This window comes from Bacillus sp. FJAT-29937 (assembly GCF_001509555.1).
Classification (GTDB): Bacteria; Bacillota; Bacilli; order Bacillales; family Cytobacillaceae; genus Cytobacillus.
The window spans coordinates 122,336-148,849 of record NZ_LMAS01000008.1 but is presented as its reverse complement, the minus strand read 5'-3'; the positions used below and the strand labels follow the sequence as shown (position 1 = coordinate 148,849).

Genomic DNA, 26,514 nt, shown 5'->3' with positions numbered 1-26,514 from the left:
TATATGGACGAACATTCGATAGGTGTCCTTACTTTAATATTCGTTTTTAGGGGTGTGTAATATGGAAAACGTATTTGATTATGAAGATATTCAATTGATTCCCGCAAAATGTATTGTAAATAGCCGTTCTGAATGTGATACAACCGTAACTTTAGGAGGACATACATTTAAACTGCCTGTCGTTCCTGCAAATATGCAAACGATTATTGACGAGAAGATCGCTATTTACCTGGCTGAAAACGGTTACTTTTATATCATGCACCGATTTAATCCGGAAAAACGAGTTTCTTTTATAAAGGATATGAAGGCTCGTGGATTAATTGCATCTATTAGCGTTGGTGTTAAGGAAGAGGAATATGGATTCATTGAGGAATTAGCACAAGCTGAGCTTATCCCAGAATTTATCACAATTGATATTGCACACGGCCACTCTAATGCTGTAATCAATATCATTCAACATATTAAAAAGCACTTGCCGAACAGCTTTGTGATCGCAGGAAATGTTGGTACACCAGAAGCTGTTAGGGAATTAGAAAATGCTGGTGCAGACGCAACAAAGGTTGGGATTGGACCAGGTAAAGTATGTATTACGAAGATCAAAACCGGCTTTGGAACTGGCGGCTGGCAATTAGCTGCATTACGCTGGTGTGCAAAAGCGGCCAGCAAGCCGATTATTGCTGATGGCGGCATTCGTACACATGGAGACATCGCTAAATCCGTTAGATTCGGTGCAACAATGGTGATGATTGGTTCGTTATTTGCTGGTCATGAAGAATCACCAGGTGAAACGATCGAGAAAGACGGAAAGCTTTTCAAGGAATACTTCGGCTCTGCTTCCGAATTCCAAAAAGGCGAAAAGAAAAATGTAGAAGGCAAAAAGATGTTTGTTGAATACAAAGGTCCTTTACAAGAGACATTAACGGAAATGGAGCAGGATCTCCAGTCTTCCATTTCGTATTCTGGAGGAAGCAAACTAAGCTCCATTCGAAACGTTGACTATGTTATTGTTAAGAACTCTATTTTTAATGGTGATCGCGTTTATTAATGCCGCTAAAATAGTCATTAAATTAAGAAGCCTGACTCCTTTATCAAAGCTAGAGTCAGGCTTCTTTCATATTATTTTGTTGAGTGATTCGGCTAAGGTTATTTAATGTATAAAGTCTTGCCGATAAGATGAATAAATCATCATAATTTTTTCTCACATATTCCTCCATTATATTTAGCCCCTTCTTAAATTCATCCACTAAATAGCAGGTGTACTTTTCATCCCATGAAAAACGATTAATTCTTAGGAGTTCCTCGGCAATGATTTGGAACCTAAACTCATCTATAAGCAGTTTAATTTGATACAATTTGTCGGGATTAGGGTAAATATAGTTCTTACTATCATAGTTTTTACGAACATATGTAATAAATGCAACGATTTGTTTAGCCAACATGTTTGCTTTTTGCATTTCCACATTCAATTTCATTTTCCCCTCTCCTTATCTCATTGATTAAGAAGAGTTTATGAATGAGGAGCTTTTAATAAAACTGAAAAATTATTTCACGTATCCTTTTAAAATATATTTATCCACTCTTAACCTTTGCGACTCCCAGCGCAAAGTGATTCCATAAAATACTTTCTATAAGTTCAGCTTGTGTGTCTTCACAATCAATGATTAGAATAATTTCAGAATGTTTTCCTTTATAGGTTCTGCGCTTTTTCTTCATAACAAATTCAATAAAAAGTCTAATAGCAACCCCTAGAGCAAACCCAAAAACAGCGCCAATTAACCCCCAATAAATAGGTCCCAATGATAATTTAAACCCAATACTCGCCCCAATAACGGAAAATGCTGTTGCAAGTGCCATCCCAATATCTATCAGCGTGATACCATCTGAACGATGAAGCAAATCAAAAAGTTTGCGATCCTCCATTCTATTATTGAGCGGGATCGCAAATATGCATTCTTTTTTTATCCCTTTTTTCTCAACTTGGGAGATGGCTACTTCTAAATAATCATTGCTGTCAAAGGTTGCAAACAGCTGCATTAACATCACTTCACTTTTTGTCCCTTTAATATTTGAAAGCCAGGTGCTTGATAATGATCCTTTAAATATTTTCTTTGCGTCTTTTCATAAAGCTTATTATTTTCGACTGTATTTACATAAGAATCATAAGCGGCAAACCCATAAATTGACGGAAAGAAAAGTAGCCATTCTGAATTTATTACGGATGTCGATTCTTGAATTTCCCCTAAAAAAAGGAGAGAAACTGCCTCAAGAGCATGCGAAAAATATAAGAAAATCACATTCCAAAAAATGAGAAAAAAGGCTGTTATGGTCCTATGCACATAAAGCTGTCCAAGACCTGGGGCAAATAGCGACCATATTATAGCGAAAACTGGGCTCCTTTTATCTAAGTAATTCATTCCAAATGCTCCAATACTAAACGTGTTAAAACGATGGTCTTCATGATCAGCTAAAATATAAATAGTATTCAAATCAACCGTTGAACGATAACTATCCCAGATAGCAAACAGGTATACAGGAATATACATTAATAACCACCTTGTATCTAGAACCTCTTTAGCCATGAAGATATTCCCTTGAAATGAATAAACCATGGCCAGATTTACATGAGCATTAATGTTAACAATAATCTCCCAAATAAATAATATATACCCTCTATGATATTTAGCTAAAAGGAGATGTCCAAATCCTGGAAATGCAGCAGACCACCAAGCAATGATATACGGATTTCTCAAATGGATTTGGGAAGTGCCAAATATGCTAACATGAGCAATATAACGTCTGGCTGTATTATCATTGGAATAAATGTCCATAGAACTTGGCCGGAGCCTCCCTTCTTCCATGTATCTTATACGCTCATCTTTGAATGATTTAATTTGTAAGGAATATGATTCCCAATAAAAAGGAAATTATGATTTTAAAAGTTAAAGAGCCCTATATGAATAGAGCTCCTCGGTTTCTTGATTTTAATTAACATATTCTGTCTGCCGGACGACTGTATGAAAAAAACCTTTCCTTAGTTCGCCTTTACAAATTCAATAAATTTGTCTATCTTTTCATCTAAGAAATTAAGAGTCCCTTCATCTACAAGGCGTCCTGTCTGCTCATCGAATTTCTGATTTGCAAGACCAATCAGTACTTCGTTTCCACCTGGAGGGATTATTTTTGCTTGAATACCAGGCGCTGATAGAATTTCACGTAAATGCAATTGTGCACGAATGGTACCGAGCATTCCTGGAGTTGCCCCTAATGTCATTACTGGTTTACCAATGAAAACCTTGTCCACTCTAGAAGCCCAATCCAAAGCGTTCTTTAAAACACCAGGAACCGACCAATTATATTCTGGAGTAATGATGATAACCCCATCTGCACTTGCGATTTCCTCTTTAAATTCCTTTACTGCTAGCGGCGGATTGTTTTCTTCATCTTGGTCATAATGAGGCAGACTACCGATGTCAGGAATGTACATATCCATTTTATGAATATAACGTTCCTTCATAGACTCTGCGAGCTGCCTATTTAGAGAGTTCTTACGGATACTTCCAACGATTGTAACGATTTTCATGAGTTATTCCTCCCAAAGTATTGGTATCATTTTTGTTTATAATGCCCTTTCACCTAAGCCCATATATCAGCATAGACTATTTTAATATTGCATTTCAATATGGTTGAGGGGGTAAATATAATGGAACTAACAGCAGCTCATTGGATGTATTTAATTGGGACCTGTATTATTATTCTAACGATGCTGTTTCGGCAAAATATTGTTGTGCCTTCCATAATTGTAACATTTTTAGTTGGGTGGATATTTACGGGCTCGTTTATTTCTGGTTTGCAGACGATTTTCAATGCTAGCTTAGTAGCCGCAGGAGAATTATTTAATATCTTCCTTATTATCACGATTATGACCGCCTTATTGCACTCGTTGAAATCACTTGGGTCAGATCGGCAAATGATCACACCGTTTCAAAAGGTAATGAAAAATGGCCATATCTCCTACTGGGTGATCATTTTCGTTACGTATGTAATCTCGCTATTCTTTTGGCCAACACCGGCTGTACCATTAGTTGGCGCTTTGCTTATTCCTGTAGCTGTTCGGGCTGGGCTTCCACCGATTGGAGCAGCCATTGCGATTTCACTCGCTGGTCAGGGTATGGCCCTGTCTTCTGATTACATTATCCAAATTGCTCCTACCTTAACTGCAACGGCTGCCGGGGCGGATGTTGGAATCTTAGCGGATCGGGCGCTAGTATTATCAATCATTACAGGAATTACGGCCATTGTTCTCGCTTATTTATTTTTAAGAAAACAAATTTTACGTCCATCTAATTCTCATTTAATCGCCTGGGAAAAGGATGATCAAATTCCTCAATCGAAAGATGAATTGGAAAATAATCAAACGCATAAAAGCAAATATAGCCTCCTTTTTGCCATTCTTGTTCCTCTCACATTTTTAATAATCATTGCCTATATGTTTCTTGCCAAATTTTCGGACCTCTTCCCTTCTATTGAAGGCGGAACAGGAGCTGCCTTAATTGGTGGAGCATCAGCCGTTCTCCTTATTGCTGCAACTATGTTTAAAAATTTGCGTTCTTCACTGAATGATGTGAGCGATAATTTTGTACAGGGATTTGTATTTGCCTTTAAAGCAATGGGGCCCGTTATCCCAATTGCCGGATTTTTCTTCATCGGAAGTGGAGATTTATCTAGTAAAATATTTGGCATAAGTGCAGAAGAAGCACCTTCTTTCTTATTTGATCTAGTCGTTGCCGGACAGCAATTCATACCGGAAAGCACCCTAATCGCAGGTTTAGGCATTCTTATTATTGGGGCCATTACAGGGTTAGACGGTTCCGGGTTCTCTGGTCTGCCTTTAGTTGGTTCCTTGTCAGGAGCATTAGGGCCTAATGTTGGGGTTGACGTTGAAACATTAGCAGCTATTGGGCAAATGGGCGCTATTTGGGTAGGCGGTGGAACATTAATAGCCTGGTCCTCCCTTGTTGCCGTAGCAGGATTTGCAAAAGTCCCCGTTTTGGAACTAGTTCGAAAAAGCTTTTTCCCAGTAATGATTGGGTTACTCCTTTCTACCGTTATAGGGCTATGGATATTCTAAATAGATAAAGGCCCTAAGGGGACGGATCTTTTACTTCTATTTTGGAAGTCGAAGAAACGTCCCATTATTTTTTTGAGGACCCTGTTTCCGTTATTTTGCAAAAAAATCGATTTTCTTGAGGTTTTCGGACTCTGTTTCCGCTATTGCATGAAAAAAAGGCTATTTTCTCTTGTTTTTCGTAATTAGCGGATTTCCTGTCCTATCCATACCCCAAAGATACCGATTTTGTGGAAATAAAGGATTCTTTGTCCAATAATAATAAAAGCCAGATTAGTAGTTTTTACTTGAATACATAAAAGTGGATTGGCTTGCCCGTTAATCTCTGAAAAAGGAGAAAAAGAATATGAACGTTTTCCTCTGCTGCAAAGTCTAATAAGTAGCAGGGGGAAGGAGGCAACGCTGTGATTGAGATAGATATTATAAAAAAAGCAATGAAAAGGGATGAACAAGCTCTTTTACAAGTGCTGGAAGCATATGAAGATGTATTGTATCGGACAGCGTTTGCTTATTTAAAAAATGAGCACGATGCGATTGAAGCCATTCAAGAAACGACTTACCGAAGCTATAAAAAAATTCATACACTTAAAGAGCCGCGTTATGTCGGAACATGGCTCGTTCGAATACTGCTCAATGTGTGCCACGATATGCATAAGAGAAAAAGTCGAATTGAGCTGAGGGAAACGTTGGAGGTCGAAGGACAGTATTATGATTCTCCTAATCTAGAGATTGTTGAAGCGATTTCGCAATTGCCACATGAACAGCAGCAATTAATTTATTTGAAATATTTTCAGGATATGAAAAACAATGAGATTGCGAGCGCGCAAAATATTCCCGAAGGAACAGTTAAATCCAGATTGCACACAGCTCTACGGAAGCTGCGCCATTATTTTAGCGAAAGGAGGGAATTTTAAATGAATGAAAAAGAATATGCCGCTTTGAAAGATGAACTAAATTCGATTCCAGTTCCGAAAGAAGCACTCTCCTATGCAAGGATAAACGGTTTAAAGAGAGTAAAAAATGAAAGACGTAGCCGCAAAAAATGGACAGGATCGTTAGCAATTACAGCCGCTCTTATCTTAATCTTTATTACAACGATTCGCGTATCTCCAGCTTTTGCACAAGCAGTTGCAAAAATACCAGGCTTTGCCCCGCTTGTAGAGATGATTGCCTATGACAAAGGAATTGAGGATATATTAAAAAATGATTATTACGAAGAGCTTAATATAACAGCAGCAAAGAATAATTTAACATTTACATTGCTCGGCATTATTGCAGATGAATCAGGAATGATTATTAACTATGAGCTTGAAGCTCCCTTCGAGATTCATGACCTCCACACAAAGGAAGTTGAGATTAAACAAAATACTAAAGGGCTAGAAGCTGGAATAACTTATAGTTGGTTTGGCAAGGAGCCGACAAATCATATAGAAGATACTATAGAGGTAACCGCTAGTAAAAATATCGATTTCACAAATCCGAATTTCGAATTATCCATTACCTTTAAAGACGAACATGAGACAACATTCAACATCCCTTTTTCTTTGCAAAAGAATATCGCAAAAAGTAAAAATTACAAATTGGATCAAACTGTAGAAATCGATGGTCAAAAATTGACCGTAAAATCACTGAGGATTTCTCCACTTCGGGCAAAGCTTGAGATCGCAGTCGATCCAGCAAACACCATGCAAATTTTGCAAATAAAAAGCATGCGTTTATTGGATGAGAAAGGCGAAGTATGGGGCACAATTACAAATGGAGTATCAGGCTTTGGAGGTATGCGAGACGAAGAAGCGGCTTTCTTCTTTCAAAGCAACTATTTTAGAGAACCCAAAAGCTTGACGTTGGAACTCAATGACGTGCAGGCATTACCAAAAGGAAAGGATTATATCGAAGTCGATTTTCTAAAGAAGAAAGTCCTCTATATTCCCGACAATGTAAATGTAAATGTCGGAATTGAAAGTAACAATACAATTCGTGCTACCTATAAGTCCAAAGAAGAAAATCATTTCTATCAAATGTTTTTCCAAGCGGTCGATGCGAACGGTGAAACTGTTGATACTAATGGTTCTAGTCAGAGTAATGTGAATAACATGGTTGAATCAACCTACACATTTGACACAAGCAATAAAACAAATCCGATTCGGATTTATTTCAATAGCTACGAAAAGTATTTAAAGGGCTCCGCGACTGTGAATATTCCCTTAATCATAAAATAGCCTTTTAAAATATCAGGACTTTTTATTATATAAAAATACTTTATTAGTGAGATGTTTATTGTTATACTTCACTGGTTCATTTAGTTTAACTGCGATGGTCTTAGGATGATTTGTTTGGTAAGCTTTTAAGAACTATGTTTTAGGGAGGTATTTACTTGAACAATCGTGACGCACAGTATTTTGTATCGAAACTTGGACTAGAACCACATCCAGAAGGCGGATTTTATAAAAGTACATTTCAATCTGGTGAAAGAACTTCTGATCAAGAATTAACAGTGAATTTTGAGGGAAAGAGAAAGCTCTATACAAGTATTTACTTTTTATTAACATCTAATGACGTGTCTCATTTTCACCGCTTGAAATCTGATGAGCTATGGTATTATCACGCCGGAAGCCCTTTAACCATTCATATTATTCATGAAAACGGAGAATATGAAGAGATTAAATTAGGATTAAATTTGGATAAAGGAGAAGTTCCTCAAGCGTTAGTTCCGAAAAATGCTATTTTTGGATCGTCTGTTATGGAAGAAGATACCTTCTCATTAGTAGGCTGTATGGTTTCTCCAGGGTTTGAATTTCAGGATTTTGAATTGTTCACACAAGACGAGCTTTTGTCAAAGTATCCTGCGTATAAAAATATAATTAAGAAGTTAGCTTATAAAACAATTCCGGAATAAAAAGCTTGACCCCCAGTAAAATACTTACTGAGGGTCAAGTCTATTCACACTTTCAAAATTTTACACTTGATAAATAAAATAAGGAGTAGTAAAATCTTCAAAGTGATCACTAGTAAATTATATATTACCTGTATAACTTCTAGAATATGGCTAGAGGGTCTCTACCAGGAACCAAGAAAATCCTGACTACAGAAAATGAAACTATTCGTTTTCTGTAGTCAGGATTTTTTTTGTTCAGAAAAGACCTTCAAAGCTTATTTCTTTTGATATCAGCTAAGAAAGGACATTAAATAGATTATGAATTTAAAAGTTTTTATTCTAGCATTATCAACTGTCGCGGTTGGATTGGTTGAATTGATCGTTGGCGGGATATTGCCGACAATTGCCGAAGATTTAAACATTTCATTAAGCTCTGCCGGACAATTAATTACAGTGTATGCGCTAATATATGCCATAGCTGGACCTGTTTTACTTGTGTTAACAAGCAAAATCGAACGCAAAAAATTGTATCTTGCTTCGTTATTGATTTTTTTCCTCGGAAATGTCATGACATATTTTAGTCCAAATTTCACCTATATGATGATGGCCAGAGTTTTAACTGCCGCTAGTACGGCACTTGTCGTTGTACTTTCCTTAACTATGGCTACTAAAGTTGTAATGTCGGCTAACCGGGCGAAGGCTGTTGGGCTTATATATATGGGCTTAAGTTCGTCCATCGTGTTAGGTGTACCATTAGGAATCCTATTATCAAACATATTTGGATGGCGCGTCATATTCCTTGGAATCGCGGTGCTATCAATTGGATCAATGGTGCTTGTTGCATTACTTTTGGAGCGTATTCCTGGAGAAAAAACAGTTCCGCTTTCCCAGCAATTAAAGGCAGTAGGAAGTGCGAAAATAGGCAGTGCCCATCTTTCTACAGTGTTTATGCTGGCGGGACATTATACGGTTTATGCCTATTTTACCCCTTTTTTGGAAACGAATCTTCATCTTAATTCCTATTGGATTAGTATTTGCTATTTCATGTTTGGTATTGCAGCAGTTGGTGGCGGAGCATTCGGTGGAACACTTTCGGATCGGATTGGTACACACAAAAGCATGATTATTGTTATCAGTGCTTTTGCGATTTGTTTATGCTTATTGCCGTTAACAACCTTTTCAATTTTCCTATTCATTCCAATGATGATGGTATGGGGTGCATTAAGTTGGAGTTTGGCACCACCCCAGCAAAGCTATTTGATTCAAATCGACCCAGAGACGTCCGACATACAACAAAGCTTTAATAATTCCGCCATACAAATCGGTATCTCACTTGGATCAGCTATTGGCGGCCTAGTGTTAAACCAAACTGGTTCTGTTACTAGTACAGCTTGGTTTGGAAGCGGTATTGTCATCATCGCTTTATTATGTGTAGTCTTTTCTTTGACAAGACCAGCTATAACAAGAGAAAATACGAATTCCTATTCATCTTTCCAAAGGCTATAAACCACTCGTCTTCCTGATTTCATGAATTTGAAGCTATCCGGAAAGTCTGTTTTTTTCGAATCAGACTTACTGGATAGCTTTTTTCTATTAGAATAGTACTCTTGGTATTGAATAACAACAGCATGTTTGATGTATTTAATTGTCATTCATACAATTATAGGAATATAGCTTTTCAGAAAAAAGGGAACTTACTAATAAGATTATTAAATTATGCTACTTCCCTCTCTTTTATTTGATATAATAAAGTATCTGAAAAAATAAATAGCATTAGAATTGTGGGGGAACCGGTGTGACCGGTTGAGACTGTACCTGTGAGGTGCTGACCCTTTGAACCTGATCTGGTTAATACCAGCGGAGGAAACATATTCGAATGAAGAATAGATATGTTTGTTCATGTACGCGCGGGTTCTCATCCGGGTGTTTTTTATTTTTTCTGGAAACTATCATGAATGCTTTGGAGGAAAAAAATGATGAAATGGTTGATTGCAACAATGATGACTACCTTGCTTCTCGCGGGATGTGCTGGAGGAAAGGAATCCACTGATTCAACGAAGGACCAACAAGAAAAAAATGAAAAAGTAACAGTTGTGCTTGATTGGACACCGAATACGAATCACACCGGTTTATATGTGGCACAGGATAAAGATTACTTTAAAGAAGAAGGCTTGGACGTGGAAATTATTATGCCCGGTGAAGCGGGAGCCGATCAGCTAGTTGCTTCTGGAAAAGCCGATTTTGGTGTCAGCTATCAAGAAAGCATTACACAAGCACGTGTTCAAGGGGTGCCTTTAGTTTCAATCGCGGCAGTAATCCAGCATAATACGTCTGGATTCGCCTCCCCAGCGGAGAAAAATATTACTTCACCAAAGGATTTTGCTGGAAAAACATACGGGGGCTGGGGTGCTCCAGTTGAAAAATCAGTCATTACTTCATTGATGCAAACCGAAAATGCCAATGTAGAAGATGTTTCCATTGTAAATATGGGGGATACAGACTTTTTTACAGCTGTAAAACGAGATATTGATTTTGCATGGATTTATTACGGCTGGACAGGCATTGAAGCGGAAATTCGCGGCGAAAAGATTAATATGATCTATTTAACCGATTATAGTGAGAAGCTCGATTACTATACACCAGTTCTTGCAACAAATGAAAAGAAGCTTCAATCTAATCCGGAACAAGTGAAGAAATTTTTGAAGGCAGTTTCGAAAGGCTACAAGTTTGCAATCGATAACCCATCTGAAGCAGCAGATAGTTTATTAAAAGCAGCACCTGACCTTGATCAAGAGCTTGTGAAGAAAAGCCAAGAGTGGCTGGCATCAAAATATCAAGACGTTGCGCCAAGATGGGGTGAACAGAAACTTGAAGTTTGGGAAAACTATGCAAGCTGGATGTATGAAAATGACTTATTAGATAATGAGCTAGAGGCGGAAAAAGCTTTTACAAACGATTATTTACCACAGTAAGGGGACTTGCAAAATGAACAATTCATTAGTTAGCATTCAAATTATACCGAAAACAAAAAATGGAGAAGACGTCATTCCATATGTAGATGAAGCGATTAATATTATTGAAGAATCAGGAGTCACTTATGAAGTCCATCCGTTAGAAACAACGATGGAAGGTGAGCTTTCTAAACTATTTGATGTGATCAAAAAAATGAATGAACGAATGATTGAAATGGGCAGCAAAAACGTCATTTCTCAAGTGAAAATTTTATATCAGCCTACAGGCATAGCCATGAATCAGTTAACGGAGAAGTATCGATAATGAAAATAAATCGTTTAAAGGGGTGGAGATCGGTTTTCGTTCTCCTTCTCTTCTTTTTCATTTGGGAAATGATCGTTAAAAAAGCCGATATTCCAGAATGGCTGCTTCCTGCTCCCTCATCCATTATGAATGAAGCGATTACAGGCTTTACAGGATTTTTCGAACATTTGCTTTCAACGATAAAGCTTGGGGTTACAGGATTTGCGATCGGTGTCGGGATCGGGCTTTTCGCCGCTATTTTGCTCTATCTACTGCCGTTTGTTCGAGAAGCCGTTTATCCGCTTCTCATTCTTTCGCAAAATATTCCCGTGATCGTTCTAGCACCATTATTAGTCATCTGGTTTGGTTTTGGAATTTTGCCAAAAATGATAGTCATTACCCTTGTTTGTTTTTTCCCAGTGACGATTGCAGCACTTGATGGGTTTAAACAAACATCAGCTGACTTAAAGCATTACATGAGAATGGCTGGCGCAACGAAGAGCCAGTTGTTTTGGAAGCTGGAACTTCCACATGCTCTTCCCACCATTTTTTCAGGAATAAAAATCTCTGCCACTTATAGCATCATGGGCGCCGTTATTTCCGAATGGCTTGGGGCAAAATCAGGCATTGGTGTGTATATGACTTTAGCTTCTTCCTCATTCCGAACAGATCGTGTGTTTGTTGCCATCTTTGCCATCATGGCGTTAAGTCTATTATTCTTTGCTGCAATCGTTTTGATTGAACGTCTTCTTATCCGCTGGCAGTCAAAAGGAGCAAACTAAAATGAGTGTTTTAACAATACAAGATATTTCGAAAAAATTTGCAGATGCAGAAATTATTAAACATCTTAATTTACAAGTAAATGATGGCGAGTTTGTTTCCATTCTCGGTCCTTCAGGCAGTGGAAAAAGTACGCTCTTTTCGCTCATTGGCGGCATCCTTGCTCCAGATGAAGGGACGATTACACTAAAGGGTGAAAATATCAACAGCCAAACAGGTGCAGTCAGCTATATGCCGCAATCCTCTAGCTTGCTTCCGTGGAGAACCGTCTTACAAAACGTTCTTCTTGGTCAAGAGCTAAAAGGCGCAAAGGACACTAGCACAGCTCTAGAGATGATTGAAAAAGCCGGGTTAGCCCAATATACCTATTCTTATCCTCAGGAGCTTTCCGGCGGCATGAAACAGCGGGTATCCTTTATTCGAGCTTTGCTTAGTCCACAGCCCATCATTTTGCTTGATGAACCGTTTTCAGCTTTAGATGAACTGACAAGACTGGACATGCAAAAATGGCTATTATCCATCTGGGAAAATAATCGCCGAACTGTTCTATTTGTCACCCATAATCTTGAGGAAGCTTTGTTTTTATCCGATCGGATTGTGATTCTTTCCAACAAGCCTGCAACTATTGCAGCTGAGTTTGTCATTCCTTTTGCTAGACCGCGTAAGGAAGAACTTTTGTTGGAGGACAATTTTTTACAATGGAAACGGAAAATCTATTACGAACTGAAATCGTTCATGGAGTGAGTATGATGAAGAAAATTATTGATTCGCATATTCATCTGGATCAATACAATAAACAAGAATTAAGCCGCATTATTGAAGGTGACCCTTTCGTTGAGGCCCTCATTGCTGTTTCATTTGACTTGAAGTCGTGCCAAATTACGCACAAAATTGCTTCACTTTTTCAACAGGTATACCCAGCTTACGGCTATCATCCCGAGCAGCAGCTTCCAAATGAAAAAGAGTTGGTCGAACTTATCAATTGGATGGGCCGTCATCAAAGCGAAATGATTGCTGTAGGCGAAGTCGGGCTCCCCTATTACTTACGTCAAGAACAGGATCTTCTACTCGAACCTTATCTTGAATTGTTAGAAGAAATGACTATCAAGGCGAAAGAATGGCAAAAGCCGCTTGTGCTTCATGCTGTATACGAAGACGCAAAAATAGTATGTGACCTTCTTGAAAAGCACTCGATTTCAAAAGCGCATTTCCATTGGTTTAAGGGGGATGAGCTTACGATTAACCGGATGATTCAGAATGGCTACTTCATATCCATCACACCTGATGTACTCTATGAAAACGATATTAAGGAGCTTGTCAAAAAATATCCACTCGAGCAAATCATGGTTGAAACCGATGGCCCTTGGCCATTCGAAGGCCCTTTTACAGGTATGCAGACCCACCCACAAATGATGCATAAATCACTTGAGGAAATTGCTAGATTAAAGCGAATGCCGATTACTGAAGTGTATTCTATTGTTAGAGAAAATACAGTTGGATTTTATCGTTTGAAGAGTGAGAGCGAATAGTGAGTTGATTGGGCGGCTCTAAGCAGGGATCATTATCCACTGTGATTTCCATCATTAGATTTATCTTTTACATCAGGTATAATTTGCATTGAAAGTATAAAAATGAGGTGGATAAGAGATGTCTTTTTATAAAATATTAAGTCAATATTATGATGATTTATTTCCCAGTAATCCAGCTCAAATAGAATTTATTAAAACCGCCACTAACGGTAAAATCAAACTATTAGATATTGCTGCCGGAGCAGGCAACCAAGCGATTGAATTAGCGAAAGCCGGCTATCATGTAACAGCCGTTGACCTAGATGAAAAGATGGTCGAAAAAATTAAAAAAAAGCGAATGGATCATAATCTGAATTTATCGGCATTAAAATTAGATATGAGAAACATAGATCACTTTCATGATCAATCATTTGATGCTGCCATTTGTATCGGAAACTCCATTGTACATTTAGATTCATTTGCAGGGATAAGTCTAACCTTGAAGAAAATATGGAATGTCCTGTCCGAAGACGGCGTATTGACTATTCAAATCGTAAATTATGATCGCATCCTTCAACAACATATTACAGATTTGCCGCTTATTGAATTGCCGAATAAGGGAGTTACATTTAAGAGAACATATGACCACTCTGAAAATAAAATTAAATTCAACGGAACACTTGCGATCAATAAGGCTGCTGGCATTCAGACCTTCTCAAATAGTGTCGAGCTGTATCCGTTAACTTCAAATGAGCTCAATGAGAGTCTAAAAATGGCTGGTTTTAGACGAGTTCAGTTATTTGGAGATTTTAAAGGATCGGAATATACAACTGAATCCCCTGCATTAATTGGAGTTGCTTATAAATGAAAAAGCACAGGCTCCTTAGAAATAGATGTTTCGTCTGCTCATTCTTTTTCTACTAAAGTGAGGAGGGTTTATATGATCACCAGATGGCTGACCATTAATATCATTACTGTCCTCCTCATTGTTCTGTGGAGCTTATACCAAGGATATGATTCAAATTATATTTTAATAGGAAAAATCATAGCACAAGCAGCATTTATTTTATTCTTAATTAACATCAATATGTATTTCGTCTTTCTCCTAATTCGGAAAAGTAAAATTCGAAATGTTAAAGTAAAGCTTGCACAAATTTCAAAGAAAATGATGAGATACCATATACCAATCGCTATAACTGCGTCTCTATTAATCATCGTTCATGCGGCATTGATGATTTCCGCATACGTTACCGATCTTAGGAAAGCGAAAACGGTTAGTGGAGCAGCAGCGATTGGGATCCTAATTATCTTGTTATTTAGCGGTTTATTACGCAGGTGGAAAGCATCAGGAAAAAGGAGAAAATTTCATTTTACGATGGCTTTTGTATTTTTTGGATTTGTGATTTTGCATGTTTTTATATAAGCGGGTCCTATTAAACCGTAAATAGAAAAGCACCAGCCACTAAAGCTGGTGCTTTTCTGATATAACTAACTATTCGAAGAAACCATACGAATAGAAGTTCACTTATGATACTTTATCTCGCTTCTTTCTTTCAGGACTCTGATAACCATTCGCCCAGAAATCTGCATTCTTAATCCCATATTTAGATGAATTGAATTCTGGATCTTTTCCTTCCTTTAGCTGCTCTTCGTAGTCCTTTAAAGCAATCAGCGCTGGTTTAAATAAGAAGAGAATCGCAATTAAGTTCAGCCATACCATAATTCCGAGTCCGATATCTCCCATTGCCCATGCTGTTGTTGCAGTTTTTACTGAACCAAAGAAAATAGCGCCTAAAAGGACAATCTTTAGTCCAATAAATGCAATTCCCTTGAATTTACCACGTACTAGATAGGCCAAGTTTGTTTCTGCGATATAGTAATAAGCATAAATAGTCGTAAAGGCAAAGAAGAATAAAGCAATGGCAACAAATCCTGCACCGTATCCTGGAATGAGCGTATCAACTGCCGCTTGAGTATAACCAGCTCCCGGTTGAACTCCTGGGAGGTTTTCAGTTAGTACTGTTCCAGTTTTTTCATCGATTACATTGTATTGCTGTGTAAATAGAATCATGAATGCAGTCGCTGTAACAACTAAGAATACATCTAAATAAATTGAAAACGCTTGCACAAGACCTTGCTTAGCAGGGTGGGAAACCTCAGCAGCCGCAGCTGGGTGAGCACCTGTACCTTGGCCGGCTTCATTTGCATATAGACCACGTTTTACTCCCCACATAATAGCTGAACCAATAATACCGCCAAACATTTGTTCAGCTCCGAAAGCGCTTTTAAATATAAGTCCAAAAACTGCTGGAATATCAGCAAAATTAGATCCAATAATAATAAGTGCAATTAATACATAAGCAGCTGCCATGAAAGGAACAACCCATTCTGCAACTTTAGCAATACGCTTAACACCGCCAAAAATAGTAAAACCAACAAGTGCGACAACGATTAGTCCCGTGACTTTTGGATCTAGACCAAAAGCGTTATGAACCGTATCTGCAATTGCATTTGCCTGAATACCCGGCATCAAGAAAGCCATAGCAAGCAATGTTGCAACTGCGAAAACGATCGCAAACCATTTCCAGCCAAGTCCCTTTTCGATATAGAAAGCAGGACCCCCGCGATACTCCCCATCTTGCTTTTCTTTATAGATTTGAGCAAGAGTTGACTCTACATAAGCTGATGATGCACCGATAAAGGTAATGACCCACATCCAAAAGACTGCACCAGGTCCACCAAAAGCAATACCTGTAGCGGTTCCGGCAACGTTCCCTACACCGATACGGCCTGATAATGACATCGCTAATGCCTGGAATGGAGAAACCCCTGCATCGGAACCCTTCCCTGATGTTACAAGTTTAACCATTTCTTTAAAGTGACGGATCTGCAGGAATCTAGTACGAAAACTAAAATACAAACCACATAAAACAATGAAACCAATCAATACTGGACTCCACAGCCATCCATTAATAGTATTTACAATTTGATCAAACATAAAAATTCCCCCCTTTTATAATTCTGAATATTATTCATATTCGAAGTATAAATTATATTAAAAAATAAGACAATCTTTTTTTTATAAAAAAATAAAAAAAATAACCTACAGGTTTTACCAGTCTACATGCAGGTTATCCTTAGTCTACTATTCACAATTTTAATTATTTCGGTTTGCAAAATATTACATCTGAATATTTTTACTATATTTTCCACATAATGTTTTTTTAGATGGGAGGATTTTCAAACAACACTAGTAATCATATTCATCTTAAAAAATCCCTTAACTACAAAATAAGCAACAGAGTTCCTGCAGTAATGACTATACCACCTATAATAATGTGTTTATTCATTTTTTCTTTTAAAAGAATAAAGCTTAAAATCATGGTAATCACAACGCTAAATTTATCAATAGGTGCAACAACGGAAACCTTCCCAATGGCTAATGCTGCGAAATAGCATAACCAGGATAAACCAGTTGCAACCCCAGACAATATTAAAAAAAGATATCCCTTTTTTGTAATTTCCTTCATTTTTTTATGAGTTCCTTGGAAAAATACGATGGCCCAAGCGAACAATAAAATCACGATTGTCCGTAAAAAGGTAGCGACATTAGAATCCACATCTTCCATCCCTATTTTTGCTAAGATTGAGGTTAATGCCGCAAATACTGCTGCCAAAATGGCATATACAATATATATTTGTGAGCCCGTAAATCGTTTCTTTTCTTCATTTTTCCCAATTAAAATGAAGGTTCCAATGGCGATTATCGCTCCTCCAGCCAAGACAAGGGGCTTTGCCGGCTCTCCTAAAAAGAGGATGGAGATTGCGATTGTTAAGACTACACTTGACTTATCAATGGGTACAACCTTGGAAACATCACCAATTGCCAGTGCTTTAAAGAAAAATAACCACGAAAATCCTGTTGCAAAACCTGACAATATAATAAACCACAATGCACTTCCAGAAATCTGAGAGATTGTTTCGAGCTTGCCCGTTACAACCACGACCAATAAAGCCATGACGATAACAACAATTGTCCGAATCGCTGTAGCTAAATTAGAATTCACCTTTTCGATGCCAATCTTCGCCAATATAGATGTAAGTGAAGCGAATAAAGCTGCCAATAATGCTAAGGTAATACTCATTAAGGCACCTACTTTTCTCTTGTTATGAATTCTCAGACTTATTTCTTTGTTTTTTCACTTTTTCAGTTTTTACAATAGGCTTATTCAACTCTTTTAGACTTACTTTGTCCTTCTCGCTTTTAAAATAATCATAATTGCCTTGATAGCTTTTTAAGGTATGATTTTCTATTGCAATTACCCTTTGACCGATTTTGATGATTTGAATAGAGCAGAGCGTTATAGATTATTTATCTGTCTCCATGTACGGACTAATCCATCTACAATGGGTTCAATTACATCCATATCCTTAACGTAACCTGTATGGCTTAACGGATTCCAACTCGTTAACAAATCGCCTACATTCACTTCTCGATCTTCGTTAACAGCATGATAATAATTTTCGTCTACAGATCTTAATGGGAAGCCCAAAACATCATCTTTGTCATAGAAATTAATCCATTCACCTTTTAAGCTAGGATAGTATTTTTGGAGGTTTTTAGAAGGAATATTGATCGGGCGGTTAAAGTTATAATAACGTAAACTCCATAGCGGGAGGGTAGTCCCCATTGTATAAAATAATGTTAAAGTTTCTCCCTTTTCCAATGGCGACGTTTCATTTACAATACAGGCAACATCGCGTTGTTTAAATTGTAAATCGTAAAAGTAATTGCTCGCAATGACTGAACCTAAACTGTGTGAAATGACACATAGTGGAGCTTGGTCTCCTGCTTTCTTAGAGAGACTGTTCAGACCTTCACCGATTTTTTCATGAACTCTCTCATAATTTTGCTTTGCTGTCTCTACTAGTTGATAGGCAATCACATCTCCTATATAAGTAACAATGAATTTTCTTGAGCCTTGATAATTCAATTTGTTTTCCTGCACCATTCTTTCAAACAGCTTTTCCTGTCGGCCTGCAAAAACTGGTGCCCATAGTATCGGTTCAAACATAAGATAGGAGGCAGGATCTTCAACCGCATCCTCTAGTTTTTTTGCGAATGTTTGATTGATCATCACGATCATATTTTTAGCAAAACCATCCTTTTGATTACCCATTCCATGAATAATGGCGACAGCTAGCTTTTTATACATTTGTCTGCTCCCTTAAAAATAAATTTTCAATACACGTCATTCACATACAACAATGTATTCAGGATTAGACAGATTGGAGAGACGTTTTACTAATAATATTGAAGAGACCATGAACGGGTTCTTTTAGCGTAAAAAAAGGGACGGATTACTTGCTTCGAAATGTGGAAGCAAGTGATCCGTCCCTCATGTTTATTTGATAATTTCTTTGTTTTGTAATACTTTAAAGTCTTCTTCAGAGTATCCTAATTCAGCCAATATCTCCTTATTGTGCTGTCCAAGGAGCGGAGCAGGCATTCTTAATTGCCCTGGCGTTTCGGAAAGTTTGGCCGGGAAGCCAAGTGTTTTCATTTGTCCAGCAGCAGGATGTTCATAATCAAGGACCATATCATGTTCAAGGATATGCGGATCATTCAAGGTTTGATCATAAGAATATATGGGACCGGACGGGATTCCGTAATCTTCGAGAAGCTTCAGCCAATGTGCTGATTCTTTTTGTTTTAAAATTTCTTCGATTTCGATCTCAAGCTCATCCACATGTTCCGTTCTTGAACTAACCGTTTCATAGCGAGGATCTTCCAACCAATTAGGCTGATCAATCACGTTTAAGCAAAAATTTTCCCATAGCTTCTGATTAGCTGCACCAATTAAAATAAAGCCATCTTTTGTTTCGTAGCCTTGATATGGGGCTGATGCACGGTGTGCTGTCCCATTCCGCTTAGCCACTTCCCCTGTTCCAAAATAAGCAGCAGCTTCCCAAACAGTCCAGGCAAGTCCTGCATCAACAAGGGAAACGTCGATATATTGCCCTTTTCCATTTTTCAAGCGGTGGATGTATGCAGTCAAAATCGTTTGAATGGCGGTTTGTGCTGCTGCAATATCATGAATGGCAATCCCAACTTTTACAGGCTTTCCACCTTTTTCGCCAGTCATATCCATTAGCCCGGACATGCCTTGTGCCATGATATCATAGCCGCCCTTTTGACTATAGGGACCGGTCTGTCCGTAGCCTGAAATCGAGCAGTAGATTAATCCGGGATTGATTTCTTTCAATGTTTCATAGTCAATGCCCAATTTCTTTGTTACTCCAGGACGGTAATTTTCTACGAATACATCTGCCGTTTTGATTAAGCTGAGTAAGATTTTTCGGCCTTCGTCACTTTTTAAATTGAGACACATTCCGCGCTTATTGCGATTGACCATCATAAACATATGACTTTCTTCATTAATAGTAGCTCCCATTGAACGGGTGTCATCGCCCTTTGGGTATTTTTCAATTTTGATGACATCTGCACCCATATCACCGAGTACCATCGTACAATAAGGACCTGCCAATACTTGTGAGAGGTCGATTACTTTCATTCCTTCTAATGCTTGAATCATGGTGTATTGACTCCTTTTTCTATCACGAGAAGTTCGGTTTTCTTTTTTCCAAAAATGCCTGAATGCCTTCTAAATAGTCATCCGAACTATATGACTCTAAAATGACATTCTCAATATATTCACTTTCTTCGTTCTCTCCGTCAATGATGGCTTGGATGACTTTCTTAATGCCCGAGTTGGCAACAGATGATTTCACCGTAATTCGATTGGCAAAATCATGGCATTTCTCCTCAATTTCTTCGATTGGATAAACATAATCAATTAAGCCGATCTCTTTGCCTTCTTCAGCACTGATCAGCTTTGCTGTATATAGCAATTCTTTCGTCTTTGCAGGGCCGATCAAATTATAAAGCCTTTTTGTACTAGCCAAATTGTATACAATGCCGATATTCGCCGCTGTAATTCCGACCTTACTGCCAGCGGTGGCAAATCGGAAATCACATGAGTTCGCAAGTTCGAGCCCGCCTCCGATTGCCAATGTTTTAATTAAGGCAATGGTTGGCTTTGAAAAGCGATATAATTTTCCAATGGATTCAAGGGCGTAATCATTATAGTCCTTAGCTTGCTTTCCATGAAGACGGACTTCCGTGAACTCGCTAATATCGGCACCCGCTGAAAATGCTGTTTCATCAACACCGCGAATAATGAGCACCTTCACACTAGAATCCTGTTCTAACTCATCCAATAGTTCACCAAGTCTCTTAAACATGGCAAGTGTGAATGAATTCTTTTTTTGAGGACGGTTAATAATGAGGGAAGCAATCGCTCCATCTTTTTCTGCATAAAGTTCATTTGACATTTATAACCCCTCCGATCAATCTTTCTTTAAACGAGCTGAAATCCGATTCCCAATGGACTGACAGCTTTGAACAAGGATAATCAGGATGATAACAGTTGCATACATGACGCTTTCTTCGTAGCGTAAATGCCCGTAGCGGTAGGCTAAATCTCCAAGGCCGCCTGCACCGACAAGTCCCGCCATCGCAGTGGCTCCAATCAAGCTGACAATGGTGATGGTTAAAGCGAGGACAAGGGATGGCCTAGCTTCACGAAGCATGACATGCCAAATAATTTGTCTCGTTTTAATTCCCATTGCCTTATAGGCTTCTAATACGCCATTATCCACGGAAAGCAGGGATGATTCTACTAATCTTGCAAGGTATGGGGCTGTGTAAATAACGAGCGGAACGATGGCACCTTGTACACCAATCGTCGTGCCAACAATGAATTTTGTAAATGGAAAAATAAAAATTAATAAAATAATAAATGGTACCGAGCGCAATATATTAATGACTAGATTCAATATTTGATAGACCCATTGATTTTGCCAAGCTTGGCCAGGCCGTGTTAAAACGAGTAAAACCCCTAATGGGATACCGATTATGATAGCAAATATCATAGAGATGCCGACCATTTGGAAGGTTTCCAGCACGGATTTCCAGATAATCGGAAACCATTTTTCAGTAAAATCAGACATACTATTATCCCTCCAATTCTTCGATGCCAACACCTTGATTTTGTAAATATTTTAATGCTTGACCAACCTCTTGCCCTTCGCCAATAAGATGTACAACAATATTGCCGACAATGCCGTTTTTCAATTCAAGAATATTCGCTGTCAGAATATTGGGCTGAACTTTGAATTGCTGACTTACTTTAGCCAATAGCGGCTGCCCAGTACTTTCTCCGACAAATGTGAGACGGGAAACCTTGCCTGTTACATTAAGCTGGCTGATTAAAGAAGGTGAAAGCTTCCGCTGACTGATTGTATTTAAGAACTTCTGTGTTGTCTGTTTTTGAGGTTTTGTAAATAACTCGATTGTTGGACCTTGCTCGATAATTTCGCCATTTTCCATAACCGATACTTGATCACAGATCTTTTGGATAACATTCATTTCATGTGTAATTAGTAAAATCGTTATCCCAAGTTCTCGATTGATTTTTAAAAGCAAATCCAGGATTGAATCTGTCGTCTCTGGATCAAGGGCACTTGTTGCTTCATCACTTAGTAAAACCTCGGGCTCCTGCGCCAGTGCTCGGGCAATGGCGACCCGCTGCTTTTGCCCGCCGGATAATTGGCCGGGAAATGATTGATGCTTATCGGCAAGTCCAACGATCTCCAGATATTTGTTAACACGTTCATTTGTTTCTGTTTTGTTGTAACCTAATAATTTTAGGGGGATGGCGATATTATCATAGACGGTGGCTGTTTTTAGGAGGTTAAAGCCTTGGAAAATCATGCCGATTCTTTTTCGGACATCGCGCAAGTGGTTGAGCGGCAAAGAAGTTGCTTCCTTGCCGCCAATAAATACTTTTCCGCTTGTAGGCTTCTCTAATAAATTCACACATCGTATCAATGTGCTTTTTCCAGCACCGCTATAGCCAATCACCCCATGAATTTCACCTTTTTTCACATGAAGATTCACATCTTTAACTGCTTTTACAATCCCTTTTTTCGAGTCAAATGATTTTGAAATATGTTCTAATAAAATCATGGGGACAATTCCTTTCTGTGTTATCTATTCCTGACCGAAAGCCGTCCAGCAAACTATCTTTATCGGACAGCTTTCATCAAATTATCAGAAACCTGTCTAGTAAACTCACTTTATTGGACAGCTTCTATCAATTTACCGAAAACCTGTCCAGAAAACTCACTTTATTGGACAGCTTCTATCAATTTACCGAAAACCTGTCCAGAAAACTCGCTTTCATAGACAACCTCCATCAAATTTCAATTAAAAGCCCGGTATGATGGATCCGCGGAATTCTTCTTCGATGAATGTTTTAACTTTTTCGCTTTGATAAGCTTTCACCAATTTTTTCACGACAGGATCGTTTTCGTTTTCCCCTCTAACAACGATATAGTTTACATATGGTGAGTTTGTTGACTCCAAAATAAATGCATCTTCTTTCGGATAAAGACCTGCTGCGATAGCAAAGTTTGTATTAATTGCAGCAGCATCGACTTCGCCTAATTGTTTTGGAATTTGTGCTGCGTCAAGCTCAATGAACTCAAGATTCTTTGGATTTTCCACTACATCATGAATAGAAGCTGTTTCTTCTTTGCCTTCTTCAAGTTTAATGTGGCCATTTTCTTGTAAGATGAAAAGTGCACGTGCTCCATTAGTCGGATCGTTTGGCAGTCCAAATTCTGCTCCGTCTGGAAGCTCTTCAAAGCTTTTATATTTTTCAGAGTAAATACCCATTGGGTTGAGGATTGTTTTTGCTACAGGTACGAGATCAAGTCCATGGTCTTCATTGAATTTTTCAAGAAAAGGTTTATGCTGATAGCTGTTAACATCCAAGTCGCCTTCATTTAATGCTGTATTTGGTAGGACGTAGTCAGTAAAAGATTTAATTTCCAAATCAAGTCCGTCTTCTGCAGCCACTTCTTTCACAACTTCCAAGATTTGAGCATGCGGACCGTCCGTTGCTCCAATAATTAGCTTCTTGTCATTCAATGCCCCGCCGCTTTCTTTACTGCATGCGGCAATAAATAATGTCAATCCAAGTAATGCTAAAATCATTCCAAGCTTCTTCATTTCGAGGTTCCCCCTGTGTAGTTGTATTTGGAAGAAGAAAATAATAAAAAGCCTCTCCATCAAAAAGAGAGGCTTCTGTATATATACATAAAATCCTCTCTTATCTATCAAAACAATAAATGTTTTGCAGGATTTAGCACCAATCTATTGAACATAGACGGTTGCCGAGCTTCATCGGGCCAGTCCCTCAGCTACTCTTGATAAGAGATAAACTATTTAATTTTTCAAACTCCTTAAGTACAAACATTACCCTTATTAAAACAAATTGTCAACAACATTTAGAAAAATAACTAATTTATGGCCGATTCTTTCATTTTTTGAATTAAAAGAGGGTCCGTCCTTTTACCGGCAATATAATATTTTAAATAGGTTCCATAAGAATAAGATCCATTCTTTGAAGCTTTTTTGTAAAATCCGGATGAATTTGATTTTCTTCGTCCATAACCAAATCGTCAATTCCGCCTTCTTTGAAGATACCATGAATTTGCCTTAGCTGATTCATCTGCTCTAAGGTAGGTGTAGTTTTAACCATTTGGTTCAGCAAATTGACTGCTTTCTGTAATGAAACATGAAGATCGGGATTTAACAGTCCTACAATTTCAAACAATCGCTGTGCTCTCCAAAGGTCTACAAGGATTGGGTCAAAGATTGCCGCTCTATCCTTTAGCTCCTGAAGATTATTTTCGCTAGTTTCTAAAGCTTCAGCTGCTTTAACTGTAAAAGCCTGTTCCATTAATTCGTAAGCGTCCTTGAAAAAAGCGTAGGAAGCAGGTGAATTATATTGCTGGTTCACGTTCTCTTTTTTATAAAACGTTTCTTTAACAAATCCATTTGCGTCAGGATCGTATATAAATTTGTGAATATAAATGTCAGAATGCCACGATTCTAACATGATAATACTTGGTTTTCCATCAATAGTTGTCGTACTGATATCGAGTGAGCCTAACTGAACAAAATTATCAAAAAGGGGATAGGTTTCTTCACCGTCTTTCACTGCCAATAGCCAAGTTTGTCCATCGTCCCAGGCAAATAAACCATTTGCCATCTTCTCTGCATTCACATATAGCTCAATTATTTCGTCCTCGCCATCCTGATCAATATCAAGGGCCATTTCCTTATATAGCGAACGCGGATAGTTTTCAATCTCTTTAGCTGGAATAATTGCGTAGTCATTGTTCATTGCCTCAAGTTCTTTCCTTTGTTCCTCCACTGTATTTTGGAGGGCATCATTTTCGATGGAAAGCTGCTCTATTTGCTTTTTTAATTCATTTAAATCATTTGCTGGATCTGCATTTACTTGATTCGTGCAGCCCGCAAGTATTCCAGCAATTAAAAATACTATACCTGGTAAGAATCTCTTCATTTTTTATTCCCCCTTCACCTAAAATCTCTTTCATTTATAATAATGGACGAAATTAATAGGAAAAGGTATCAATATTTCCAAAAAATTACCGGTATTTATTCAAAAAAAACCGCACCTCCAATGTTCGTCAATTCTTACACTGGAGATACAGTTCAATTCTTCTTTATGCAATTTTTTTAATTTCTACCGTTTTCCCCTCTTTACGCCACTCTTTATATTCTGCGGCAGCCGTGAAAAGTACGTCTGTAGATGAGTTAAGTGCTGTTTCAACAGAGTCTTGTACAACTCCGATGATAAAGCCTACTCCAACTACTTGCATGGCAACATCCGCTGGAATTCCAAATAAGCTGCAAGCTAGAGGAATCAATAATAAGGAGCCGCCCGCAACCCCTGAAGCACCGCAAGCACATATAGCTGACACTACGCTAAGGATAATAGCTGTAGGAATATCGACTTGAATCCCGAGAGTATGAACCGCTGCTAGCGTCAAAACAGAAATCGTCACAGCAGCACCAGCCATATTAATGGTTGCCCCTAATGGAATCGATACTGAATAACTGTCCTTATTTAAACCAAGATTTTCACATAATTTCATATTAACAGGAATGTTTGCAGCTGAGCTTCGTGTAAAGAACGCGGTAATCCCACTTTCTCTTAAGCACTTAAAAACCAGCGGGAATGGGTTTTGCTTAATATACACAAACACGATGATTGGATTGACCACTAATGCCACAAATATCATACATCCAACTAAAATGACGAGCAGCTTTCCATATCCTAGCAGCGCGTCCATTCCACTTGTCGTAATAGACTCAAATACTAGACCCATAATTCCTAATGGGGCAAGCTTAATTACCCAAGTAACCACTTTGGAAACCGCATCAGAAAAATTAGCAATCATTGTCTTTGTCGAATCAGCGGCATTTTTCAGTGCCAAACCAAGGACAATTGCCCAAGCTAAAATACCGATATAGTTCGCATTAAAGATGGCCTTTACTGGGTTATCAACAACATTCAGAAGCAATGTTTTAAGAACCTCGGCCACGCCGCTAGGAGGCGTAACACCCTCAGCACCCTTTACAAGCGTTAGGCCAACAGGGAAAATAAAACTTACAATAACAGCAATCAAGCCAGCTAAAAAAGTACCTAAAAGATAAAGAATAATAACGGATTTCATATTCGTTTGCTGACCACTTTTGTGCTGAGCAATAGCCGACATTACTAAAAAGAGTACCAATACAGGCGCAATAGCTTTCAAAGCCCCGACAAATAATGAACCAAAAATAGTAATCGGTTTTGCTGCTTCTGGGATGGTTAAAGCAAGAGCAATTCCAATTATCAAACCTATGATTATTTGTTTAACTAAGCTTATTTGATTCCAATTTTTCAGTAAGCTTTTCATAGATCTACCTCCCTAGGTGTAATAAATTACGATACTATGAATATCGTGTAATGCATTTCCTCTAAATT

At 38.2% G+C, this 26,514-nt stretch carries 27 protein-coding genes and 3 riboswitches; of the genes, 13 read left to right on the top strand and 14 right to left on the bottom strand.

All coding sequences use genetic code 11. The features are described 5' to 3' along the window. Positions 1-61 precede the first annotated feature (61 nt). The gene (gene guaC / locus AR328_RS17280; protein WP_066298708.1) at positions 62-1,045 is read left to right on the top strand and encodes a GMP reductase; all 984 of its coding nucleotides are present in this window, start codon (positions 62-64) and stop codon (positions 1,043-1,045) included. 55 nt (positions 1,046-1,100) lie between these two features. Here the strand turns inward: guaC and AR328_RS17275 are convergent, their stop codons facing one another. The 4 genes from AR328_RS17275 to AR328_RS17260 all read right to left on the bottom strand — a co-directional run bounded on the left by AR328_RS17275 (position 1,101) and on the right by AR328_RS17260 (position 3,580). Continuing rightward, the gene (locus AR328_RS17275; RefSeq protein ID WP_066298703.1) at positions 1,101-1,472 is read right to left on the bottom strand and encodes a hypothetical protein; all 372 of its coding nucleotides are present in this window, start codon (positions 1,470-1,472) and stop codon (positions 1,101-1,103) included. A gap of 97 nt (positions 1,473-1,569) precedes the next feature. Next, complete coding sequence (locus AR328_RS17270; protein ID WP_066298933.1) at positions 1,570-2,034, bottom strand: hypothetical protein; 465 nt, start codon at positions 2,032-2,034, stop codon at positions 1,570-1,572. 5 nt (positions 2,035-2,039) lie between these two features. Beyond that, a complete protein-coding gene (locus AR328_RS17265) occupies positions 2,040-2,828 on the bottom strand; it encodes a hypothetical protein (protein ID WP_066298701.1) in 789 nt (262 codons plus the stop codon). A 203-nt stretch (positions 2,829-3,031) separates the two neighbouring features. Further along, positions 3,032-3,580: an NADPH-dependent FMN reductase gene (locus AR328_RS17260; protein ID WP_066298699.1), complete on the bottom strand. Its 549-nt coding sequence runs from the start codon at positions 3,578-3,580 to the stop codon at positions 3,032-3,034. A 120-nt stretch (positions 3,581-3,700) separates the two neighbouring features. On the opposite strand from AR328_RS17260, the gene AR328_RS17255 reads away from it, so the two are divergent. From AR328_RS17255 to AR328_RS17200, 12 genes are all read left to right on the top strand, one after another. Then, on the top strand, positions 3,701-5,128 hold the full coding sequence (locus tag AR328_RS17255; RefSeq protein WP_066298693.1) for a hypothetical protein: 1,428 nt from the start codon (positions 3,701-3,703) through the stop codon (positions 5,126-5,128). A gap of 401 nt (positions 5,129-5,529) precedes the next feature. Next, positions 5,530-6,039, top strand: coding sequence for a sigma-70 family RNA polymerase sigma factor (locus tag AR328_RS17250; protein WP_231734973.1), 510 nt, complete (start codon positions 5,530-5,532; stop codon positions 6,037-6,039). Then, positions 6,040-7,344, top strand: coding sequence for a DUF4179 domain-containing protein (locus AR328_RS17245; RefSeq protein WP_066298690.1), 1,305 nt, complete (start codon positions 6,040-6,042; stop codon positions 7,342-7,344). It begins immediately after the preceding gene. Positions 7,345-7,499: 155 nt separating this feature from the next. Beyond that, positions 7,500-8,021, top strand: a complete 522-nt coding sequence (locus tag AR328_RS17240) for a cupin domain-containing protein (protein WP_066298687.1) — start codon at positions 7,500-7,502, stop codon at positions 8,019-8,021. Positions 8,022-8,129: 108 nt separating this feature from the next. Beyond that, positions 8,130-8,230, top strand: a riboswitch (purine riboswitch). A gap of 88 nt (positions 8,231-8,318) precedes the next feature. Continuing rightward, positions 8,319-9,506, top strand: coding sequence for an MFS transporter (locus tag AR328_RS17235; RefSeq protein ID WP_066298684.1), 1,188 nt, complete (start codon positions 8,319-8,321; stop codon positions 9,504-9,506). Positions 9,507-9,773: 267 nt separating this feature from the next. Next, positions 9,774-9,883, top strand: a riboswitch (TPP riboswitch). A 90-nt stretch (positions 9,884-9,973) separates the two neighbouring features. Next, the gene (locus tag AR328_RS17230; protein WP_066298679.1) at positions 9,974-10,972 is read left to right on the top strand and encodes an ABC transporter substrate-binding protein; all 999 of its coding nucleotides are present in this window, start codon (positions 9,974-9,976) and stop codon (positions 10,970-10,972) included. Positions 10,973-10,985: 13 nt separating this feature from the next. Continuing rightward, a complete protein-coding gene (locus AR328_RS17225) occupies positions 10,986-11,276 on the top strand; it encodes a thiamine-binding protein (protein ID WP_066298675.1) in 291 nt (96 codons plus the stop codon). Further along, entirely contained in the window at positions 11,276-12,037 is a 762-nt protein-coding gene (locus AR328_RS17220; RefSeq protein ID WP_066298672.1) for an ABC transporter permease, read from the top strand. The genes AR328_RS17225 and AR328_RS17220 overlap by 1 nt, the downstream gene beginning before the upstream one ends. Before the next feature lies 1 nt (position 12,038). Next, a complete protein-coding gene (locus AR328_RS17215) occupies positions 12,039-12,779 on the top strand; it encodes an ABC transporter ATP-binding protein (protein ID WP_066298670.1) in 741 nt (246 codons plus the stop codon). Continuing rightward, positions 12,734-13,564, top strand: a complete 831-nt coding sequence (locus tag AR328_RS17210) for a TatD family hydrolase (RefSeq protein WP_231734970.1) — start codon at positions 12,734-12,736, stop codon at positions 13,562-13,564. Before AR328_RS17215 ends, AR328_RS17210 begins: the two co-directional genes overlap by 46 nt. 118 nt (positions 13,565-13,682) lie before the next feature. Further along, positions 13,683-14,411, top strand: a complete 729-nt coding sequence (locus AR328_RS17205) for a class I SAM-dependent methyltransferase (RefSeq protein ID WP_066298667.1) — start codon at positions 13,683-13,685, stop codon at positions 14,409-14,411. Between the two features lie 72 nt (positions 14,412-14,483). Then, positions 14,484-14,966, top strand: a complete 483-nt coding sequence (locus AR328_RS17200; RefSeq protein WP_066298664.1) for a hypothetical protein — start codon at positions 14,484-14,486, stop codon at positions 14,964-14,966. 102 nt (positions 14,967-15,068) lie between these two features. Here the strand turns inward: AR328_RS17200 and AR328_RS17195 are convergent, their stop codons facing one another. The 10 genes from AR328_RS17195 to sstT all read right to left on the bottom strand — a co-directional run bounded on the left by AR328_RS17195 (position 15,069) and on the right by sstT (position 26,446). Beyond that, complete coding sequence (locus AR328_RS17195) at positions 15,069-16,541, bottom strand: alanine/glycine:cation symporter family protein (RefSeq protein ID WP_066298661.1); 1,473 nt, start codon at positions 16,539-16,541, stop codon at positions 15,069-15,071. A 286-nt stretch (positions 16,542-16,827) separates the two neighbouring features. Further along, a complete protein-coding gene (locus AR328_RS17190; RefSeq protein WP_066298656.1) occupies positions 16,828-17,688 on the bottom strand; it encodes an EamA family transporter in 861 nt (286 codons plus the stop codon). A gap of 216 nt (positions 17,689-17,904) precedes the next feature. Then, the gene (locus AR328_RS17185) at positions 17,905-18,759 is read right to left on the bottom strand and encodes a chemotaxis protein (protein ID WP_066298654.1); all 855 of its coding nucleotides are present in this window, start codon (positions 18,757-18,759) and stop codon (positions 17,905-17,907) included. 189 nt (positions 18,760-18,948) lie between these two features. Then, positions 18,949-20,139 (bottom strand): CaiB/BaiF CoA transferase family protein, encoded by a 1,191-nt coding sequence (locus tag AR328_RS17180; protein ID WP_066298652.1) that lies wholly within the window; start codon positions 20,137-20,139, stop codon positions 18,949-18,951. Between the two features lie 22 nt (positions 20,140-20,161). Next, entirely contained in the window at positions 20,162-20,938 is a 777-nt protein-coding gene (locus AR328_RS17175) for an enoyl-CoA hydratase/isomerase family protein (protein WP_066298643.1), read from the bottom strand. 15 nt (positions 20,939-20,953) lie between these two features. Next, positions 20,954-21,616 (bottom strand): methionine ABC transporter permease, encoded by a 663-nt coding sequence (locus AR328_RS17170; RefSeq protein ID WP_066298639.1) that lies wholly within the window; start codon positions 21,614-21,616, stop codon positions 20,954-20,956. Between the two features lie 4 nt (positions 21,617-21,620). Beyond that, positions 21,621-22,634: a methionine ABC transporter ATP-binding protein gene (locus AR328_RS17165; protein WP_066298636.1), complete on the bottom strand. Its 1,014-nt coding sequence runs from the start codon at positions 22,632-22,634 to the stop codon at positions 21,621-21,623. Positions 22,635-22,874: 240 nt separating this feature from the next. After that, positions 22,875-23,681, bottom strand: a complete 807-nt coding sequence (locus AR328_RS17160; protein WP_066298632.1) for a MetQ/NlpA family ABC transporter substrate-binding protein — start codon at positions 23,679-23,681, stop codon at positions 22,875-22,877. Positions 23,682-23,778: 97 nt separating this feature from the next. Further along, positions 23,779-23,888, bottom strand: a riboswitch (SAM riboswitch). A 154-nt stretch (positions 23,889-24,042) separates the two neighbouring features. Beyond that, a complete protein-coding gene (locus AR328_RS17155; RefSeq protein WP_066298630.1) occupies positions 24,043-25,044 on the bottom strand; it encodes a hypothetical protein in 1,002 nt (333 codons plus the stop codon). A 163-nt stretch (positions 25,045-25,207) separates the two neighbouring features. Further along, positions 25,208-26,446, bottom strand: coding sequence for a serine/threonine transporter SstT (gene sstT, locus AR328_RS17150; RefSeq protein WP_066298624.1), 1,239 nt, complete (start codon positions 26,444-26,446; stop codon positions 25,208-25,210). Between the last annotated feature and the right edge of the window lie 68 nt (positions 26,447-26,514).